A 19,410-nucleotide genomic window follows, 5' to 3' on the forward strand; every position below is an offset into this window, starting at 1 on the left:
GTCCCCTTCGTCTAGAGGCCTAGGACATCACCCTTTCACGGTGAGTACAGGGGTTCGAATCCCCTAGGGGACGCCAGATTCAGCGGCGTTTCGTAGAAGTGTCGCGAGGCTTGCAGGAACGTAACCGACGTCCTGCAGGTAACGGTGCAGAAAGTTGGAGCGGTAGTTCAGTCGGTTAGAATACCGGCCTGTCACGCCGGGGGTCGCGGGTTCGAGTCCCGTCCGCTCCGCCAGAAAATGAAAAAGCCCGCCTCGTGCGGGCTTTTTCATTTGCACCGTTGATCGTGCCCGCGTGCGGGCGCGTGACTGCGGAGTGGAGGAAGCCGCCTGCGCGGCTTCCGGCGGGACGCGAAGGGCTGCGCGTGCACGCGCAGCCGCGGCCTGCAGGATGTAGGCGAGTCCCGTCCGCTCCGCCAGAAAATGAAAAAGCCCGCCTCGTGCGGGCTTTTTCATTTGCATCGCCGATCCGGCGCCACTACGAGAAATTCGCGATTGCATCCGCCCGCGACTGCGCTATCGTGGCGGAATGCGTTTTTGACCCCTGCGCGATGCTCGATCCGACCGACCTGCGATTGCTGTATCAGCTCCGGCCCGCGGAGCCTGGCGATTTTCCGTTTGCCGAGGCGCTGACGCACGGCAACATGGGCGGCTATTACAAGCGCCATGGGCTCGTCTGGCGCAGCGACCTGTTCTATGCGAGCTGGCGCGAATCCGAAAACTTCATCCTGGAAGCCGACGGCGAACGTATCGGCGTGCTGCGCGTGACCGAGGAGGGCGATTCGCTGCACATCCGCGACGTGCAGATCGCGGCCGGCCATCGCGGACAGGGCGCCGGCACCTACATGCTCGACATGTCGCATCGCTGGGCGCGCGCCCGCGGGCTGCACGAACTGCAGTTGCGTGTGTTCGTCGACAATCCGGCCGCGCGCCTCTACCTGCGTATGGGCTACCGCGTCACCGGGCCGAGGCTGGCCCAGCTCGGCTCGATTCGCCACATGGTGCGTCCGGTTTGAGCGCGTAACGGTTACCCACGCGGGGGGCCACGCGGCGACGGTCAGCGGGCGGCGTCGATCGCGTCGTCGTCGGGGGCGTCGTCGATTGCGATGCCGTCTTCCGCGCCGCGATGCTCGTAGCCGCGCAGCATGAACGCGCGCGGGCTTTCGCCGAACGCGCGCCGGAACATCGCCGAAAACGCGCTCTGGCTCTGGTAGCCGAGTTCGCGGGCGATATGCGACAGCGGGCGCCCCTGGTTCAACAGCGGAATCGCGCGCGCGAGCAGCGCCTGCTGCCGCCACTGCGAAAAACTCACGCCCAGTTCCTGCCTGAACAGCCGCGAGATCGTGCGCGTGCTCGCACCCACCTCGCTCGCCCAGTGTTCGAGCGATTCCGCATGCGCCGGTTGCGCGAGCACCGCCTCGCACAGCATGCGCAGCCGCTTCTCGTCGGGCATCGGCACCGCGAGCGGCAGCGGTTCGGCGCGGCTCAGCTCGTCGAGCACGAGCCCGCACAGCAGCCGTTCGCGGGTGCCGCTCAGGTCGCGCGCGTCGAGCGCGACGATCAGTTCGCGCAGCAAGCCCGTCACCTCGACCACCCGGCATGCGTCGAGCCCGTCCGGCACGACCGACTCGTCGATGTACAGCGTGCGCAAGTACGCTTCCTCGACGATCACGACCTCGTGCGTGACGTGCGGCGGCACCCAGATCGCGCGGGAAGGCGGCACCATCCATGTCGTCCCGGTCGTCGCGACGCGCAGCACGCCGCGCGATGCATACGCGAGTTGCGCCCACGCGTGCGTGTGCAGCGGGATCCGGCGTCCGGCGTCGACCTGCCGTGCCCGGACACGCATCGGGTGGACGCGGGTCGGCGCGAACTCGGGCGGGATGTCGATGACGTCGTACGGGTTCGATGCGTCGGCTTGGGCTGGCGGGTTCATGGACGATTCGGTCGGCGCGGCGGCGATGCCGTCATTTTAGAAGGCGCCGCGCAGGCGCATGCGGCGGTTTTTCGGCCGATAATGCACGGTTCAAATGAACTTTGTATGGGGCAGCACGTGTGCCGGCCGGCGCAAGCCCTGGCCAGCGTGATGCGTCGCGCCGAAAAGAACCATCGTGCCGCCGGCGCGGTCTATCGATGCGGGCGCGTTTTCGCACAAGCAGCGCCCCAACGACGCCGGCGCCCGCGGCACGGCCGCGACGGCCCGGCACGGCAACACCTGAATCGAAGAGGAGGACCACGATGCGCCATGTATTCGTCTACGGCACGTTGAGAGCGGGAGAAGCCAACGACATCGGCCAGGCGGCCGCGCGGAACGGGATCGCCGCGCCGACGCTGCTCGGGGCGGCCGCACTGCCGGGCGAACTGTACGATTTCGGCACGTATCCGGGCATGGTGCCCGGGCCGGCCGGCCGGTCGCTCGTGTGGGGCGACGTCTACGAGATCGACGAGCGACTGGTGCCCGTGCTCGACGAGATCGAGCGCGTCTATCCGGGCGTCGACACGCTGTTCCGGCAGGAGCCGGTGACCGTCGAACTCGGCGGTCGTGCCTATGCGTGCGTCTACTATCCGGTCGCCGCGCATGCGGCAGCCGACCGTCCGCGCATCGTGTCGGGCGACTGGGTCCAGCACCGGCGCGAGCGGGAAGCCGCCGCCGCATCCGCATAGAGAACCCGCTGCCCAGCAAAGGAAAAGCGCCCCGCGGGGCGCTTTTTTCATGCCGCCGTGTTGCGCGACCGGCGGCGGGCAGGACCGGGCGACCCGGCCCGCGTCGTCAGATTTCCTCGTACAGCGGCAGCGTCAGGAATTCGGTGAAGCCTTCCGACGTCGACATCTGTTCGAAGATCGCCGCGGCACGCTCGTACGGTTGCGTGTTGCCGCCGACCGACCGCTTCACGTTGTCGAGCTCGGCCTTCGCGAATTCGCGCACGAGCTCGGCGGTGACCTTGCGGCCGTCGTCGAGCACGCCCTTCGGCGAGCGGATCCACTGCCACACCTGCGAGCGGGAGATCTCGGCGGTCGCCGCGTCTTCCATCAGGTTGTGGATCGGCACGCAGCCGTTGCCGTCGAGCCAGGCGCCGAGATAGTGGATGCCGACGTTGATGTTGTTGCGCAGGCCGGCTTCGGTGATCGGCGCTTCAGGCTGGAAGTCGAGCAGGTTCTTGCCTTCGATCTGCACGTCGTCGCGTTGCTTCGCGATCTGGTTCGGCTTGTCGCCGAGCACCTTGACGAATTCCTCCATCGCGATGGGCACGAGGCCCGGGTGCGCGACCCAGCCGCCGTCGTAGCCGTCGGTCGCGTCGCGCTGCTTGTCCGAGCGCACGCCGCCCATCGCCTTGTCGTTCGCTTCCGGATCGTTCTTGATCGGGATCAGCGCGCTCATTCCGCCGATCGCCGGCGCATTGCGCTTGTGACAGGTCTTCAGCAGCAGCAGCGCGTACGCGCGCATGAACGGCACCGTCATCGTGATCTTCGAGCGATCGGCCAGGCAGAAGTCGCGGTCGTTCTTGAACTTCTTGATCGCCGAGAAGATGTAGTCCCAGCGGCCGGCGTTCAGGCCCGAGCTGTGTTCGCGCAGTTCGTACAGGATCTCGTCCATCTCGAACGCGGCGAGGATCGTCTCGATCAGCACCGTCGCGCGGATCGTGCCGCGCGGCACGCCGACTGCCTCCTGTGCCGCGACGAAGATGTCGTTCCACAGGCGCGCTTCGAGATGGCTTTCCATCTTCGGGAGGTAGAAGTACGGGCCCGAGCCGCGCGCGATCAGTTCCTTCGCGTTGTGGAACAGGAACAGCGCGAAATCGAAGATGCCGCCGGACACGCGCTGGCCGTCGACCGTCACGTGCTTCTCGTCGAGATGCCAGCCGCGCGGACGCACGATCAGCGTCGCGACCTTGTCGTTCAGCCGGTACGACTTGCCGTTCTGCTCGAGCGAGATCGTGCGGCGCACCGCGTCCTTCAGGTTGATCTGGCCGTCGATCTGGTTCGTCCAGCTCGGCGCGTTCGAATCCTCGAAGTCCGTCATGTACGAATCGGCGCCCGAGTTCAGCGCGTTGATGATCATCTTGCGCTCGACGGGGCCGGTGATCTCGACGCGGCGGCATTGCAGGTCGGCCGGCAGCGGCGCGACCTTCCAGTCGCCCTCGCGGATTGCCTTCGTGTCGGCCAGGAAATCGGGGCGCTCGCCGGCGTCGAGGCGCTTGGTGCGTTCAACGCGGGCCTGCAGCAGCGCCTGGCGGCGCGGCTCGAACGCGCGGTGCAGCGCCGCGACGAGCGCGAGTGCTTCAGGCGTCAGGATCGCTTCGTAACCCGGCTTGATTTCGCCGGTGATCGCCATGCCTTGCGGCAGCGTGATCGGGGTGCTCATGAGTCTCATCTCCTTGGTCGGTCAGTTGCGGTTTCGGTGAAGGGGGAAGGCGGCAGCGCAGCGAACGTCATGCGCCCGGGCCGGGGCGCGCGCGGTTCGCGGGTCTGCCGGACGGGGCCGGGGTGGCGAGGAATGCGAGCAGGTCGGCCATGCCGCTGCCGGTGGCGTCGGGCGGCGCGCCGAGTTCCTCGGCGGGCGCACCCGTGCGGTTGAGCCAGAACGTCGTGTAGCCGAACCAGGCGGCCCCCGCGACGTCCCAGGCGTTCGACGACACGAACACGATGTCGCGCGGGTTCGCGCCGAACGCGGCGGTGCCGAGCGCGTACGCGGCCGGGCTCGGCTTGTACGCGCGTACCGCGTCGGCCGACAGCACGCGATCGAACAGGCCGGTCATGCCGGCGCTCTTGATCGCGATGTCGAGCATCTCCGGGTTGCCGTTCGACAGGATCGCGAGCGGCGGGCGCGGGTCGAGCGCGCGCAGCTTGCGCAGCGCGGGCACCGTGTCGGGATAGGTGGACAGGCACGCGTATTCGTCCATCAGCCGCTTCTCGGCCGCGCTGTTCAGCGCGAGCCCGAGCCTGCGCGCGGAGAACCGCAACGCGTCGAGCGTGATGTCGCGGAACGGGCGATAGCGGGCGCCGGACGGATCGGCGAGCGTGCGCAACTGCGAGTATTCGATTTGCTTGCGTCGCCACAGCCGCGACAACCGGTCCCCGTGACCGGGATACATCTGCTCTGCCGCGGCCACGACCGCATGCACGTCGAACAACGTGCCGAATGCATCGAAGAGGATTGCGTCGGGAGAGGAGAGTGTCGTTGTGGCCGACATAGCCTTGCGCTCCAGTTTCAGAGGTCGGAAACGATTTTATTCGTGCTCGTCAGTGCTAAAAAAGACGCTAAACATCACTTGATCTTTTACTTTCATATACCTAATCTTGACGGCTCAAGCTATTTGAAGGGCGGGAGCGCCGCCCTGCGAGTCATGGACCGGTTCAAACAGATCGAAACGTTCGCCGCGGTCGCGGCGAAGGGCAGCCTGTCGGCGGCCGCGCATGCGGAAGGCGTCGCGCCGGCGATCATCGGCCGCCGCCTCGACGCGCTCGAGGAGCGGCTCGGCGTGAAGCTGCTGGTGCGGACTACGCGCAAGCTCACGCTGACCTTCGAGGGGTCGGCCTTCCTCGAGGATTGCCAGCGGATCATCAACGACATGCAGAACGCGGAGGCGAGCGTGTCCGCCGGCGGCGTGAAGGCGAGCGGCCACCTGCGCATTTCCGCGCCGGCCGGCTTCGGGCGGCGCCACGTCGCGCCGCTCGTGCCCGAATTCAGCGGCGCGCATCCGGACGTGTCGGTCACGCTCGACCTGTCCGACCGGATGGTCGACCTCGTCAACGAAGGGTTCGATTGCGCGGTGCGGCTCGGCGAGCTGCCCGATTCGTCGCTGGTGTCGCTGAAGCTCGGCGAGAACCGGCGGGTGTGCGTCGCGTCCCCCGCGTATCTCGCGCGGCGCGGCACGCCGGCCACGCTTGCGGAACTCGCGCGCCACAACTGCCTCGCGCTTGCCGCGAATGCGAACCAGCAGCGCGGCTGGGCGTTCCAGGAGGGCGACAAGGTGGTGTCGATCCGCGTGAACGGCACGATGGAATGCTCGGACGGCGCGGTGCTGCACGAATGGTGCCTCGCCGGCTACGGCCTGGCATGGCGATCGTGGTGGGAGGTCGGCGACGACATCGCGGCCGGCCGCCTCGTCACCGTGCTCGACGCGTTCGCGGCACCACCGATCGGCATCCACGCGGTGTTTCCGCAGCGCCGTCACCTGCCGCTGCGCGTGCGGCTGTTTCTCGATTACCTGAAACATACGTACGAACGGCCGGGGTATTGGGGCGAGTAGGGCGGGGCGAGCAGGGCGCACCGGCCCGCGCGTTTCCGATATGAGGGCGAACCCGCTGCCGGCGCCGGTCGCCCGGTTTCGCGCACTACAATCGAAACTGGCATGCGCGACGCGCCGGAGCCGGCCCGCATGGGTTCGCGGTGCGCGCGGTGCGTCTGACGCAGGAGGGCGCGATGTTCCGGCACATCCTCGTTCCAACCGACGGTTCCGAACTGTCGCAGAAGGCGATCGACGGCGCGATCGACCTGGCGCGCGCGGTCGGCGCGCGGGTCACGGCCTATGCGTGCCTGCCGCAGTATCCGTACTCGCCGTTTTCCGAAGTGATCATCGAGCCGCCCGCCGATTTCCGGGCGCGCAGCGAGCGCGAGGCGCGCGCGCACCTGGACGACGTGCAGGCAGCCGCGAAGGCGGCCGGCGTCGATTGCGACAGCTGGACGAGCGTGCATCCGTCGCCGTACCTCGGCATCATCGAGGCGGCCGAACGTGGCGGCTGCGACGTGATCTTCATGGCGTCCCACGGACGCCGCGGGCTCGGCAGCCTGCTGATCGGCAGCGAAACGCAGCGCGTGCTGACCCATACGAAAATTCCGGTGATCGTCTATCGGTAGACGCGGCGCCCGTCGTTCGTAGCCGCCCGGGCGACAGCACGGCGGCGCCGCTGAAAAAAGGGCGCGCCGGACGAAGCCGGCGCGCGTCGTTGCTGGCGGCCACTGGCCGCGCGCGACCGGTCGCGCGACGTCGATCGCGCGCCAGCCGTCTCCTCCCTGATTGTTGTCCGGTGCCGCCGATGCCGCGCCGTCGCGTGACGGGCCGGCATCGGCGTGACGCTTGCGCGCGTTACGCGACCTTCTTGCCGTCGAAGAACTGTTCGTCTTCGGTCGAGCCGTGCAGCGCGGTCGTCGAGGCTTCCCGCTCGACCGTCTGCGTGACCGCGTCGAAGTAGCCGGTGCCGACTTCGCGCTGGTGCTTGACGGCCGTGAAGCCCTTGTCGGCCGCCGCGAACTCGGCCTGCTGCAGTTCGACGAACGCGCTCATCTGCGTGCGGGCATAGCCGTGCGCGAGGTTGAACATCGAGTAGTTCAGCGCATGGAAGCCGGCCAGCGTGATGAACTGGAACTTGTAGCCCATCGCGCCGAGTTCCTTCTGGAACTTCGCGATCGTCGCGTCGTCGAGGTTCTTCTTCCAGTTGAACGACGGCGAGCAGTTGTACGACAGCATCTTGCCGGGGAACTGCTTTTGGATCGCTTCCGCGAATTTCTTCGCGTACTCGAGATCCGGCTTGCCCGTCTCGCACCAGACGAGGTCGGCGTACGGCGCATACGCGAGGCCGCGCGAGATCGCCTGCCCGATGCCCGGCTTCGTGCGGAAGAAGCCTTCGACCGTGCGCTCGCCCGTCAGGAACGGCTTGTCGTTGTCGTCGATGTCGGACGTGATCAGGTCCGCCGCTTCCGCGTCGGTCCGCGCGACCAACACGGTCGGCGTGCCCATTACGTCGGCCGCGAGACGCGCCGCCGACAGCTTCGCGACCGCTTCGCGGGTCGGCACCAGCACCTTGCCGCCCATGTGGCCGCACTTCTTCACCGACGCGAGCTGATCCTCGAAGTGCACGCCCGAGGCGCCGGCCTCGATCATCGCTTTCATCAGTTCGAACGCGTTCAGCACGCCGCCGAAGCCGGCTTCCGCGTCCGCGACGATCGGCGCGAAGAAATCGACGTAGCCTTCGTCGCCCGGATTCTTGCCTTCCGACCACTGGATCTGGTCGGCGCGCGTCAGCGTGTTGTTGATGCGCTTGACGACGAGCGGCACCGAGTTCGCCGGGTACAGCGACTGGTCCGGGTACATTTCGCCCGCGACGTTCGCGTCGCCGGCCACTTGCCAGCCCGACAGGTAGATCGCCTTCAGGCCGGCCTTCACCTGCTGCATCGCCTGGTTGCCGGTCAGCGCACCGAGTGCGTTGACGAACGGCTCTTCGTTGATGAGGTGCCACAGCTTTTCCGCGCCGCGCTTGGCCAGCGTGTGCTCGACGGCGATCGAGCCGCGCAGGCGCACCACGTCCTCAGCCGTGTAGCTGCGCTTGATGCCCTTCCAGCGCGGATCGGTTTCCCATTGCTTTTGCAGTTCCTGTGCCTGTTGCTGTCGCGACATGATGAGCTCCTTGATGCGGTGTGTTGCCAGATCGGTCGAATCGGACGGTGCTGACGCTGTTCTCGAAGCGGGGCGCGGTGCGTGCCGCTTTGAGAAGTCTTGTATAAGAGTCTAGGCAAACCGATCCGAGTGAAACAGGGGCTATACCAGGAAGTTTGAAACTTTTTAATCGTTTTTAATCAACAACTTGTGTTTTGTGTTTCGCAATGAGAAACGATTTTTCCCATCTCGCAATTGTAAGGTTGTGCCGCGCAGCATGATTTTTTACGACGCAAAAAAATTTTCCGCATCGTGAAATTTGGCGCGGGACGAAAAAAAACCGGCGCGGGTGCGCCGGTTTGCCGGATGGGCGGGCGGCCACGGGGGCCGCCGGGGCGTGCTTACGACGCCGAATTGCTGCGACGCGGGCCGCCGCTGCGCTGGCCGTCGCGACGCGGGCCGCCGTCACGGCTGCCGCCCGGCTTGCCGCTCCAGCCGCCGCCATTGCCGCCGCCGTAGCTGCGGCCGTTGCCGCCATGACCGCCGCCCGGCTTGCCGCCGAAACGACGACCGCCGTTACCGCCGCCCGGACGGCCGCGGCCGCCGGTGCCGCGATCGTTGCGCGGGGGTGCCTTGCGGGGCTCGAAGCCTTCGATCACGTTGACCGGCAGCGGCGAGCGCACGAAGCGCTCGATGCGCTTGAGCGCGCCTTGCTCGGCGTGGTGCACGAGGCTCACCGCGGTGCCCGAACGGCCGGCACGGCCCGTACGGCCGATACGGTGCACGTAGTCTTCCGCGAACTTCGGCAGGTCGTAGTTGAACACGTGCGTGATGCCCGGGATGTCGATGCCGCGGGCTGCGACGTCGGTCGCGACCAGCACGCGCACGCGGCGCTCGCGCAGCGCACGGATCGTGCGGTTGCGCGCGCCCTGCGGCAGGTCACCGTGCAGCGCGGCCGATTCGAAGCCGGCGTCGGCGAGACGGCCGGCGAGCTGGTCGGCATCGATCTTGGTCGCCGTGAAGATGATCGCCTGGTCGAGCGCGTCGTCGCGCAGCAGGTGATCGAGCAGGCGGTCCTTGTGGTCGCGATCGTCGACGTAATGGACGGTCTGTGCGATGTTCGCGCGCGATTCGAGGCGCTGCTGGATCTCGATGCGTTCCGGATCCTTCAGCAGGCGGCTCGTCAGCGAACCGATCTTGCCGTCGAGCGTGGCCGAGAACAGCATCGTCTGGCGCGACTCGGGCGTCGCGGCGACGATCGTCTCGATGTCTTCGATGAAGCCCATGTCGAGCATGCGGTCGGCTTCGTCGAGCACGAGCATCTTCAGTTCGGACAGGTCGATGCGGCCGCGCTCGAGGTGATCGAGCAGACGGCCCGGCGTGGCGACCAGGATCTCGGGGTTCTTCGCGAGCAGCATCAGCTGCTGGCCGTAGGCGACGCCGCCGAGGATGCTGACCGTGCGCAGGCGCTTCAGGTGCTTGCCGTAGGTCGACGCGGCCGTGGTGACCTGCATCGCGAGCTCACGGGTCGGCGTCAGCACGAGCAGGCCCGGGCGGGCGACGGGCTGCGGGCGGCGCGCACGGCGGTCGCCCTGATTCGGTTCGCGCGGCGCACGCGGTTGCTGCGCCTGCGCCTTCTGGAGCTGCGCGAAACGTTCGATCGCGGGCAGCATGAATGCGGCCGTCTTGCCCGAACCGGTCGGGCTCGACACCAGCAGGTCCCGACCGGCGATGCCGGCCGGAATCGCGCGCTGCTGGACCGGCGTCGGCTTGGCGTAGCCGGCGGCCTGCAGCGCGGAGACGATCTCCGGCGACAACCCGAGCGACGCGAAAGTCGGCTCGTCCGACGCCGGTTCGACCGCGGCCGGTGCGGCGGCGTTCTCGAGACCGAGCGCCTGGTCGGCGATCGCGTTGAGCGGGCTGGAGTTGATGCTCGAAGTCATAACAATCCTTGAAACACAGTGGGTGAAACGTCGGCGCCAATCGCGCATACCCAAGTCGTCGGATTCAGCGAGCAAATCGGGAAACGGGTGCAATCCGCCGAACCGTCGGCGGATGAGGCATTAGAAGCTGTTTTGGGTGCGGCGCGCTTCTGGAGCGGGGGCCGCCAGCCTAGTTGACGACCGCGAGGGTCGAAGCAGGAGGGGACAGGTTCTAAACCGGATTGGAGCTTAACGCTACGAGGCGTCGGGCCGGAACGGCTTGCGAGCCGAGCGCGGGAGGTGACGCAGCCAGCATTATAGAGATATTTGCTGCGCTGCGCCACTGATTTGATTGCCTATTGATTGACTGTCGCGGCAGGCGGGACAGATCAGGACGCCGTGCCGTTCTTCAGCGATTCGACGAGTTCGATGTATTGCTGCTTCGCCGCATCCTGGGTCGTGCCTTTCAGCGCTTCCCACGCGTCGTACTTGTACTTGCCGACGATGTCGGTGAAGCCCGGCTTGTCGCCGTGCGCGTCGCCGTCGGTCGCCTGCTTGAAGAGCGCATACAGGCGCAGCAGCGTCAGGTTGCCCGGTCGCTCTGTCAGTTGCTTGACGTCGACCTGGGCCTGGTCGAATTGGGCGGTGAGTTCGCTCATCGTGTGTCTCCGTAAGGGTTTCAGGTCGGGCGATCTTAACAAGCGCCGCGCCGCGCGGGGTCGAGCGATCCTTCCAAACCGCCAGCCGCGCGGCGCGCGCATCGCGATCGGGTCCGACCGCCCGTGGGAGCGGGGCGCCGCATTACAATGTCGGCCATGACGCAAACAGTGCTCCTCGCCATCGATACGTCGACCGAATACTGCTCGGTCGCGCTGCTGCGCTCGGCTTTCGCCGATGACGCCGTTTCCACCCCGCAAACCTGGGTCCGCCACGAGCTGACGGGCGCCGTGTCGAGCACGCGCGTGCTGCCGGCCATCCAGGAACTCTTCGCCGAATCGGGCCTCACGTTCGCCGATTGCGACGCGATCGCGTTCGGCGCGGGCCCCGGCTCGTTCACCGGGCTGCGCACCGCGACCGGCATTACGCAGGGGCTCGCGTTCGGGCGCGGGCTGCCGGTCGTGCCGGTCAGCACGCTGCTCGCGTGCGCCGAACACGCGCGGCTGCGCGCACCCGGCACGATGCGCGTGCTGGCCGCGCTCGACGCGCGGATGGACGAAGCGTACTGGGCCGACTTCGCATGGGACGAGCAGGCGGGCGACTGGCGCACGCTACATCCGGCGTCGCTCGATGCACCGGGCGCCGTCGGCGTGCCCGACGCGCCGTTCACGCTCGCGGGCAACGCGGCCGCCGCGTTCGGCGCGCAACTGCCGGCCGCGGCGGCCGCGGCCGTGATCGACGGCGATGCGCTGCCGCATGCGCTGGCGGTCGCGCATGCCGCGCTGCGGGCATTCCGCGCCGGCCGGACGGTACCGGCCGACCAGGCCGCACCCGAATACGTGCGCGACAAGGTCGCGCAGACCACCGCCGAGCGCATGGCCGCACGTGCCGCGCAGACGGACGGAGCAAAAGGATGACGGGCGTCCTGTTGAGCGACCGCTATTTGTCGCCGATGACCGACACCGATCTCGACGAGGTCGTCGCGATCGAGCAGGTCGCGTACGAATTCCCGTGGAGCCGCGGCAATTTCCAGGATTCGTTGCGCAACGGCTATTTCGGCGTGTGCCTGCGGCACGTGACGGGCGCGCTCGTCGGCTATTGCGTGCTGATGCCGGTGATCGACGAAATGCACCTGCTGAACCTGTGCGTCGCGCCGGCCGCCCAGCAGTCGGGCGCGGGCCTCGCGCTGCTGCGCGAAGCCGTGCGCATCTCGCGCGCGGAGGGGCTCGACGGCGTGCTGCTCGAGGTGCGGCCGTCCAATCCGCGGGCGATCCATCTGTACGAGCGCTTCGGCTTCGTGACGATCGGCCGGCGCAAGAACTACTATCCGGCGCGGCATCGCAGCCGGGAGGACGCAATCGTGATGCGTCTGACGCTGAACAAGGACGAAGGGGACGCGCATGGCGTGGGCTGAAGCAGCGCTCGAGGAAATGGGGCTCGCGCAGATCTGGGTGCGGCGCGGGTCGCGCGCGGAAGGCGCCGAAGCGGGTGGCGCGGGGGCCGGGCCGGTTGACGTGCCGGGCGCGGCGGACGATGCGTCCGCCGATGCGTCCGCCGTTGCGGCCGCAACCGTCCCGCCCGCGTCGCGGCCGACGTCGGAGCAGCCGCGTGACACGCAGGCGGCTGCACGCGTGTTCCCGCGCGGCGATATGCCGCTGGCGGATACGCCGCCCGCTGGGGGCGCCGCGCGCTCCGCGGCACCGGCTGCGGAAACGGGCAGCGGCGCGCGTGCCGCGATCGACGAAGAGCGCGCATCCGCCGGGCCGGCATCGTCCCCGGCCGCCGCCGCCGCGGACGACCTGCCGCCGCTCACCGAAGACGATTTCGCGTGGTTCGACGCGCCGCCGCCTGGCGATCCGCTGCCGCCGGCCGAAGCGCGTCCTGCTGCAACGCCGGTCGCGATGCTCGACTGGGATGCGCTCGCCGCACGCGTCGCCGGCTGCACGAGCTGCCGCCTGTGCGAGAAGCGCACCAATACCGTGTTCGGTGTCGGCGATCGGGAAGCGGACTGGATGCTGATCGGCGAAGCGCCGGGCGAGAACGAGGACAGGCAGGGCGAGCCGTTCGTCGGCCAGGCCGGCAAGCTGCTCGACAACATGCTGCAGTCGCTCGCGCTCAAGCGCGGCGACAACGTCTACATCGCCAACGTGATCAAGTGCCGCCCGCCCGGCAACCGCAATCCGGAACCGGACGAGGTCGCGCGCTGCGAGCCGTACCTGCAGCGCCAGGTCGCGCTCGTGAAGCCGAAGCTGATCGTCGCACTCGGCCGCTTCGCCGCGCAGACGCTGCTGAAGACGGACGCGAGCATCGCATCGCTGCGCGGCCGCGTGCACACGTACGAAGGCGTGCCGGTGATCGTCACCTACCACCCGGCGTACCTGCTGCGCAGCCTGCAGGACAAGTCGAAGGCGTGGGCCGACCTGTGCCTGGCGCGCGATACGTTCCAGCGGGCGGAGGGCGCCGCCGCGCACGGGCCGGCCGGACAATGACGCGCGGCGCGGCGGTCGCGTTCGTCGATACGCTGCACGATGCCGCGGTCCGCGATCTGGGCTGGCTCCTCGCGAGCCCGAGCCTGCTCACTGCCGCGCCCGGCGCGCCGCTCGCGCATCCGTGGGCGGATGCGGTCGAGCGGGTGGCCGTCGAAGCGTGGCTCGTCGCGCTCGATGCCGCGCCCGAGCCGCTGCACCGCGCGCTCGACGGGCTGCGGCCCGTGCGACTCGGCCGTTATGCCGAATGCCTGCTCGAGTATTTCCTCACGCACGGGCCGTCGCTGCGGCTCGTCGCCGCCAACCTGCCGCTGCGCAGCAACGGCAAGACGCTCGGCGAGGTCGATTTCCTCGTCGATGCGCCGGGCGGGCTGCGCCTGCACTGGGAACTCGCGGTCAAGTGCTATCTATGCGCGCCGGTGGACGGCGACGCATCGCTCGCGGATTTCGTCGGGCCGAATCTCGTCGACCGCCTCGACCGCAAGCGCAGCCGGCTGCTCGAGCATCAGCTGCGGCTGAGCGATCGCCACGGGTTCGCGCTGCTGGGCTACGGCGCGCCGTCCGATGCGCAGATGTTCATCAAGGGCTGGCTGTTCTATCCGCACGGCGTGCCGCTGCCGCCGGTGGCCGCGGAAATCGCGGCCGATCATCCGCGCGGGTTCTGGCTCACGCACGCGCAGTGGCCGGCGTGGGCATCCGCGCAGCCCGACGGTGCGGCATGGAACGTGCTGCCGCGGCTCGCATGGCTCGCGCCGCGGCGGGTGGCGGCCGACGCCGCGCCCGAACCGCTGGCGCATTCGCTCGAATTGCCGTCCGCCTTGACGGCGCGCCAGGCGCCCGCGCTGATCGGCGTCCATCGACTGGACGGCAACGGCGTATGGCGGGAGACGGCGCGCGGTTTCATCGTGCCGGACGACTGGCCCGCGCGTGCGCAGGCGTTCGCTGCCCAGGACCACTGACGCCGCATCAGCCGGCGCTTACCACCAGCGATGGAAGTGATGGACGGGGCCGACGCCGTGGCCGACGTCGAGCTGGCCGCTCGCGGCGATCGCGCCGGTCAGGTAGGCCTTCGCTTCGCGCACCGCGCTGTCGAGATCGGGCCGCTGCGGCAGCAGCGCGGCGATCGCCGACGACAGCGTGCAGCCCGTGCCGTGCGTGTTGCTGACCGGTACGCGCGTGCCGTCGAACCGCACCGCATGCGCCGCATCGACGAGCCAGTCGGGGCTCGCGGCCGCGTCGGGCAGGTGGCCGCCCTTCATCAGCACGGCGCGCGCGCCGGTCTTCAGCAGCGCCTGGCCTTGCCGGACCATGTCGTCTTCGGTCATCGCGGGCGTGTCGCCGAGCAGGGCGGCCGCTTCGGGCAGGTTCGGCGTGACGACGGTCGCGAGCGGCAGCAGCGCGTCGCGCAATGCGTCGACCGCATCGGGCGCGAGCAGCGCGTGCGAACTCTTCGAAATCATCACCGTATCGAGCACGACGAAACGCGGCGCATGGCGCCGCAGCGCGTCGGCGACCGCGTGCACGATCGCCGTGTTCGCGAGCATGCCGATCTTGACCGCGTCGATTCGGATGTCGTCGAACACCGCGTCGAGCTGCGCGGTCACGAACGCGGCGTCCGGCGCGTGCACGCCGGTCACGCCGCGCGTGTTCTGCGCGGTCAGCGCGGTGATCACGCTCGCGCCGTACGCGCCGAGCGCGGAGAAGGTCTTGAGGTCGGCCTGGATGCCCGCGCCGCCGCCCGAGTCGGAGCCGGCGATCGTCAGGACGTTGGGTATCGGGTGCGTCATGATGGCAAGGCGCCGGTTCGAAGACCGGCGCCGACGGACGGAAACAGGAAGTGTAGCGTCAGTGCCGCGATTCGCCGATCAGCGCGACCGAGTCGAACTGACGCTGGTTCGCCTGGTGGCGGCGCATCACGAGCCACATCGTCAGGCACACGAACGTGCCGAACAGCACGATCACGACGCCGACCGGCACGTCGAGCCAGACCAGCACCGCATACAGGCACAGCATCACGAGCACCGACAGGTTCTCGTTGAAGTTCTGCACCGCGATCGAATGGCCGGCCGACAGCAGCACGTGGCCGCGATGCTGCAGCAGCGCGTTCATCGGAACCACGAAGTAGCCGGACAGCGCGCCGACGCAGATCAGGAAGATGTACGCGACGATCAGGTACACGGGCAGGCGCAGGTGGCCGAAATGCACGGCCCAGTGCGCCGGGAACAGGTCGCGCGTGTAGAACGCCATCAGCATGACCGCGATGCCCATGATGATGCCGACCGGCAGCACGCTGAGCGACTTCTTCAGCGGGATCCGCGCGGCGGCGGCGATCGCACCGCCCGCGACGCCGACCGCGACCACCGCCTGCAGGATCGCGCCTTCGGACAGCGACATGTTGAGCGACACTTCGGCCCACTTCAGCACGATGAACTGCAGCGTCGCGCCCGCGCCCCAGAACAGCGTCGTGACCGCGAGCGAGATCTGGCCGAGCTTGTCGCGCCAGAGCACCATGAAACAGTCGGCGAAGTCGGTGAGGAGCTTGACCGGGCCGCGCTCCTGCTTCGGGTAGCGCGCGCCGGTATCGGGGATCCGCAGATTGAAGATGGCGGCGATCACGTAGATCGCCATGATGATCACCATCGCCGCTTCGGCGGGCGTGGCGATCCAGGCTGGCGTGTGCGCGATCACGTGCGACGCGATGTGCGGGCTGATCAGCGCGCCGCCGAGCACGGTGCCGAGGATGATCGAGCTGACGGTCGTGCCTTCGATCCAGCCGTTCGCGGCGACGAGCCGGTCGGCCGGCAGCAGCTCGGTCAGAATGCCGTACTTCGCGGGCGAGTAGGCCGCGGCGCCGAACCCGACGATGCCGTATGCGATCAGCGGATGGGCGCCGAGCAGCATGATCAGGCAGCCGACCACCTTGATCGAATTGGTGATGAACATCACGCGCCCCTTCGGACGCGAATCGGCGAACGCACCGACATAGGCCGCCAGCACCACATACGACAACACGAAGAACAGCTTGAGCAGCGGTGTCATCCAGTTGGGGGCGTGGAGGTCTTTCAGCAGGGCGATGGCGGCGATGAGAAGCGCATTGTCGGCCAGCGACGAGAAAAACTGCGCGGCCATGATGGTGTAAAAACCTTTTTTCATCTGATGCGATGCTTTCGTCGCTGCGGCAGGGCCGCGTAGGCCGCCTGGTATGCGATCGGCTTATTCCGTTCGAAATGGGTTGTGCGCACGGCTTTATAACACGAAAATACGGCAATTCGGACTAGCAAGATTCCCCGATCGTTCCGCAAATTGTCGGCTTCGGTGCTCAAAAGGCGCGGTAAGCTGATGATTCGCAAGCGTCTTTACGTAAATTTCCCATGCCGCGCCCGATCTCCGCCACCATCCACACCGCCGCCCTCGCGAACAATCTCTCCGTCGTCCGCCGCTTTGCCGGCCCGTCCAAGGTCTGGGCGGTCGTCAAGGCCAACGCGTACGGCCACGGTCTCGCGCGCGTGTTTCCCGGCCTGCGCGGCACCGACGGCTTCGGCCTGCTCGACCTCGACGAGGCCGTGAAGCTGCGCGAGCTCGGCTGGGCCGGCCCCATCCTGCTGCTCGAAGGGTTCTTCCGGTCGACCGACATCGACGTGATCGACCGCTACAGCCTCACGACCACCGTCCACAACGACGAGCAGATGCGGATGCTGGAGACGGCGCGGCTGTCGAAGCCCGTCAACGTGCAGCTCAAGATGAACAGCGGGATGAACCGGCTCGGCTACGTGCCGGAGAAGTACCGCGCTGCGTGGGAGCGCGCCCGTGCGTGCCCCGGCATCGGCCAGATCACGTTGATGACCCATTTTTCGGACGCCGACAACGAGCGCGGCGTCGCCGAGCAGCTCGCGACGTTCGAGCGCGGCGCGGCAAGCATCGCGGGCGCGCGCAGCCTCGCGAATTCGGCGGCCGTGCTGTGGCATCCGGATACGCACTTCGACTGGGTGCGGCCGGGGATCGTGCTGTACGGCGCATCGCCGTCGGGGCTGTCGTCCGACATCGCCGATACAGGCCTGAAGCCTGCGATGACGCTCGCCTCCGAGCTGATCGCCGTGCAGACGATCGCGAAGGGGCAGGCGATCGGCTATGGCTCGACGTTCTCCGCGCAAGCGCAGATGCGCATCGGCGTCGTCGCGTGCGGCTATGCGGACGGCTATCCGCGCGTCGCACCCGAAGGCACGCCCGTGATCGTCGACGGCATCCGCACGCGGATCGTCGGCCGCGTGTCGATGGACATGATTACCGTCGACCTGACGCCGTGCCCGCAGGCCGGCGTCGGCGCGCGGGTCGAGCTGTGGGGCAACGCACTGCCGATCGACGACGTCGCGCGCCATTGCGGGACCATCGGCTATGAACTGATGTGCGCGGTCGCCGCCCGCGTACCGGTGCGCGCGGAATAAGGGCAGCACGCGTGGCCAAACAGAAAACCGTCTACGTCTGCAGCGAGTGCGGCGGACAAACCCCGAAGTGGCAGGGGCAATGCCCGTCGTGCCAGGCCTGGAACACGCTCGTCGAATCGGTCGCCGAGTCGCCGGCCGCCCATCGCTTCCAGTCGCTCGCGAAACGCGCGCCCGTGCAGCGCCTCGTCGACATCGAGGCGGCCGACGTGCCGCGCTTCTCCACCGGCATCGGCGAATTCGATCGCGTGCTGGGCGGCGGGCTGGTCCCTGGCGGCGTCGTGCTGATCGGCGGCGATCCCGGCATCGGCAAGTCGACGCTGTTGCTGCAGTCGCTCGCGGACATCGCGAGCGAGCGGCGCGCACTCTATATCAGCGGCGAGGAATCGGCCGCGCAGATCGCGTTGCGCGCGCAACGGCTCGCACTGCTCGACGGCGGCGCGCCGGCGGCCGAGCTGAAGCTGCTCGCCGAGATCCAGCTCGAGAAGATCCAGGCCGCGATCGACGCGGAACGGCCGGACGTCGCCGTCATCGACTCGATCCAGACCGTCTATTCCGAAGCGCTGACATCGGCGCCCGGCTCGGTCGCGCAGGTGCGCGAGTGCGCGGCGCAGCTCACGCGCATCGCGAAGCAGTCCGGCACCGCGATCATCATGGTCGGGCACGTGACGAAGGAGGGCAACCTCGCGGGCCCGCGCGTGCTCGAGCATATCGTCGACACGGTGCTGTACTTCGAGGGCGACACCCATTCGTCGTTCCGGCTCGTGCGCGCGTTCAAGAACCGCTTCGGCGCGGTCAACGAGCTCGGCGTGTTCGCGATGACCGAGCGCGGGCTGCGTGGCGTCGCGAACCCGTCCGCGCTGTTCCTGTCGCAGCACGAGCAGGTCGTGCCGGGTTCCTGCGTGCTCGTCACGCAGGAGGGAACGCGCCCGCTGCTCGTCGAGATCCAGGCGCTCGTCGATACGGCCCACGTGCCGAACCCGCGCCGGCTCGCGGTCGGCCTCGAGCAGAACCGGCTCGCGATGCTGCTCGCGGTGCTGCACCGGCACGCGGGCATCGCGTGTTTCGACCAGGACGTGTTCCTGAACGCGGTGGGTGGCGTGAAGATCACCGAGCCGGCCGCCGACCTCGCGGTGCTGCTCGCGATCCATTCGTCGATGCGCAACAAGGCGCTGCCGAAGGGCCTGATCGTGTTCGGCGAAGTGGGGCTGGCGGGCGAGATCCGGCCATCCCCACGCGGCCAGGAACGCCTGCGCGAGGCGGCGAAGCTCGGTTTCACCGCCGCGCTGATCCCGAAGGCGAATGCACCGAAACAGCCGATCGAAGGACTGAACGTGATGGCTGTCGAGCGGATCGAGCAGGCGATCGACCGTGTGCGCGATCTCGAATAGCCGTGGCTGGCCAGCGCCGCCGTGCGTTGGCCACGGTGATCTGTCGCGTAATTGAATGTAATGAATATGTAGGCTGATGTAACCCGCCGGACATCGCTTTTCCCTATCCTTTGCCGGATTGTCGAACCGCGCAATGCGAAGGG

General features: G+C 68.1%; 18 protein-coding genes and 2 tRNA genes. 12 read left to right on the forward strand and 8 right to left on the reverse strand.

Annotation, left to right across the window (positions count from 1 at the left end; translation table 11 throughout):
* From DID99_RS06850 to DID99_RS06860, 3 genes are all read left to right on the forward strand, one after another.
* Nucleotides 1-76, forward strand: a tRNA-Glu gene (locus DID99_RS06850).
* 80 nt (nt 77-156) lie between these two features.
* A tRNA-Asp gene (locus DID99_RS06855) sits at nt 157-233 on the forward strand.
* A 315-nt stretch (nt 234-548) separates the two neighbouring features.
* A complete protein-coding gene (locus DID99_RS06860) occupies nt 549-1,013 on the forward strand; it encodes a GNAT family N-acetyltransferase (protein ID WP_014896698.1) in 465 nt (154 codons plus the stop codon).
* A gap of 41 nt (nt 1,014-1,054) precedes the next feature.
* Here DID99_RS06860 and DID99_RS06865 read toward each other — a convergent pair whose 3' ends face one another.
* Complete coding sequence (locus DID99_RS06865; RefSeq protein WP_044847960.1) at nt 1,055-1,933, reverse strand: helix-turn-helix domain-containing protein; 879 nt, start codon at nt 1,931-1,933, stop codon at nt 1,055-1,057.
* Nucleotides 1,934-2,235: 302 nt separating this feature from the next.
* Between DID99_RS06865 and DID99_RS06870 the strand changes: the two genes are divergently transcribed.
* On the forward strand, nt 2,236-2,661 hold the full coding sequence (locus DID99_RS06870) for a gamma-glutamylcyclotransferase (protein WP_124486168.1): 426 nt from the start codon (nt 2,236-2,238) through the stop codon (nt 2,659-2,661).
* A gap of 106 nt (nt 2,662-2,767) precedes the next feature.
* On the opposite strand, the gene aceB is transcribed toward DID99_RS06870, so the two are convergent.
* A complete protein-coding gene (gene aceB / locus DID99_RS06875) occupies nt 2,768-4,360 on the reverse strand; it encodes a malate synthase A (RefSeq protein ID WP_124666400.1) in 1,593 nt (530 codons plus the stop codon).
* A gap of 67 nt (nt 4,361-4,427) precedes the next feature.
* Nucleotides 4,428-5,189: a haloacid dehalogenase type II gene (locus DID99_RS06880; protein ID WP_124666401.1), complete on the reverse strand. Its 762-nt coding sequence runs from the start codon at nt 5,187-5,189 to the stop codon at nt 4,428-4,430.
* Between the two features lie 153 nt (nt 5,190-5,342).
* On the opposite strand from DID99_RS06880, the gene DID99_RS06885 reads away from it, so the two are divergent.
* Both DID99_RS06885 and DID99_RS06890 read left to right on the forward strand, forming a co-directional pair.
* A complete protein-coding gene (locus DID99_RS06885) occupies nt 5,343-6,248 on the forward strand; it encodes a LysR family transcriptional regulator (RefSeq protein ID WP_044847957.1) in 906 nt (301 codons plus the stop codon).
* Nucleotides 6,249-6,421: 173 nt separating this feature from the next.
* On the forward strand, nt 6,422-6,856 hold the full coding sequence (locus DID99_RS06890) for a universal stress protein (RefSeq protein WP_044848000.1): 435 nt from the start codon (nt 6,422-6,424) through the stop codon (nt 6,854-6,856).
* Nucleotides 6,857-7,085: 229 nt separating this feature from the next.
* Here the strand turns inward: DID99_RS06890 and aceA are convergent, their stop codons facing one another.
* The 3 genes from aceA to DID99_RS06905 all read right to left on the reverse strand — a co-directional run bounded on the left by aceA (nt 7,086) and on the right by DID99_RS06905 (nt 10,953).
* A complete protein-coding gene (aceA, locus tag DID99_RS06895) occupies nt 7,086-8,393 on the reverse strand; it encodes an isocitrate lyase (RefSeq protein ID WP_124486171.1) in 1,308 nt (435 codons plus the stop codon).
* A 380-nt stretch (nt 8,394-8,773) separates the two neighbouring features.
* A complete protein-coding gene (locus tag DID99_RS06900; RefSeq protein WP_044847955.1) occupies nt 8,774-10,315 on the reverse strand; it encodes a DEAD/DEAH box helicase in 1,542 nt (513 codons plus the stop codon).
* Nucleotides 10,316-10,683: 368 nt separating this feature from the next.
* The gene (locus DID99_RS06905) at nt 10,684-10,953 is read right to left on the reverse strand and encodes an acyl-CoA-binding protein (RefSeq protein WP_044847954.1); all 270 of its coding nucleotides are present in this window, start codon (nt 10,951-10,953) and stop codon (nt 10,684-10,686) included.
* Between the two features lie 147 nt (nt 10,954-11,100).
* On the opposite strand from DID99_RS06905, the gene tsaB reads away from it, so the two are divergent.
* Genes tsaB through DID99_RS06925 form a run of 4 tightly spaced genes read left to right on the forward strand, consistent with a single transcriptional unit; the run spans nt 11,101 to nt 14,396 of the window.
* A complete protein-coding gene (gene tsaB, locus DID99_RS06910; protein WP_124666402.1) occupies nt 11,101-11,868 on the forward strand; it encodes a tRNA (adenosine(37)-N6)-threonylcarbamoyltransferase complex dimerization subunit type 1 TsaB in 768 nt (255 codons plus the stop codon).
* Complete coding sequence (gene rimI, locus DID99_RS06915) at nt 11,865-12,365, forward strand: ribosomal protein S18-alanine N-acetyltransferase (RefSeq protein ID WP_044847952.1); 501 nt, start codon at nt 11,865-11,867, stop codon at nt 12,363-12,365. The genes tsaB and rimI overlap by 4 nt, the downstream gene beginning before the upstream one ends.
* Nucleotides 12,352-13,440 (forward strand): uracil-DNA glycosylase family protein, encoded by a 1,089-nt coding sequence (locus tag DID99_RS06920; RefSeq protein ID WP_124666403.1) that lies wholly within the window; start codon nt 12,352-12,354, stop codon nt 13,438-13,440. The genes rimI and DID99_RS06920 overlap by 14 nt, the downstream gene beginning before the upstream one ends.
* A complete protein-coding gene (locus DID99_RS06925) occupies nt 13,437-14,396 on the forward strand; it encodes a DUF1853 family protein (protein WP_124486175.1) in 960 nt (319 codons plus the stop codon). The genes DID99_RS06920 and DID99_RS06925 overlap by 4 nt, the downstream gene beginning before the upstream one ends.
* An 18-nt stretch (nt 14,397-14,414) precedes the next feature.
* On the opposite strand, the gene thiD is transcribed toward DID99_RS06925, so the two are convergent.
* A complete protein-coding gene (thiD, locus tag DID99_RS06930; RefSeq protein WP_124666404.1) occupies nt 14,415-15,224 on the reverse strand; it encodes a bifunctional hydroxymethylpyrimidine kinase/phosphomethylpyrimidine kinase in 810 nt (269 codons plus the stop codon).
* 58 nt (nt 15,225-15,282) lie between these two features.
* Nucleotides 15,283-16,590 carry a lysophospholipid transporter LplT gene (gene lplT, locus DID99_RS06935; RefSeq protein WP_044847948.1) on the reverse strand — a complete coding sequence of 436 codons (1,308 nt, stop codon included), beginning with the start codon at nt 16,588-16,590 and terminating at the stop codon, nt 15,283-15,285.
* Nucleotides 16,591-16,808: 218 nt separating this feature from the next.
* On the opposite strand from lplT, the gene alr reads away from it, so the two are divergent.
* Both alr and radA read left to right on the forward strand, forming a co-directional pair.
* Complete coding sequence (gene alr, locus DID99_RS06940) at nt 16,809-17,879, forward strand: alanine racemase (RefSeq protein WP_044847947.1); 1,071 nt, start codon at nt 16,809-16,811, stop codon at nt 17,877-17,879.
* Between the two features lie 11 nt (nt 17,880-17,890).
* Nucleotides 17,891-19,267, forward strand: coding sequence for a DNA repair protein RadA (gene radA / locus DID99_RS06945; RefSeq protein WP_044847946.1), 1,377 nt, complete (start codon nt 17,891-17,893; stop codon nt 19,265-19,267).
* Nucleotides 19,268-19,410 lie beyond the last annotated feature (143 nt).

Origin of the sequence: Burkholderia sp. Bp8986 (assembly GCF_003854225.1) — a bacterium.
Classification (GTDB): Bacteria; Pseudomonadota; Gammaproteobacteria; order Burkholderiales; family Burkholderiaceae; genus Burkholderia.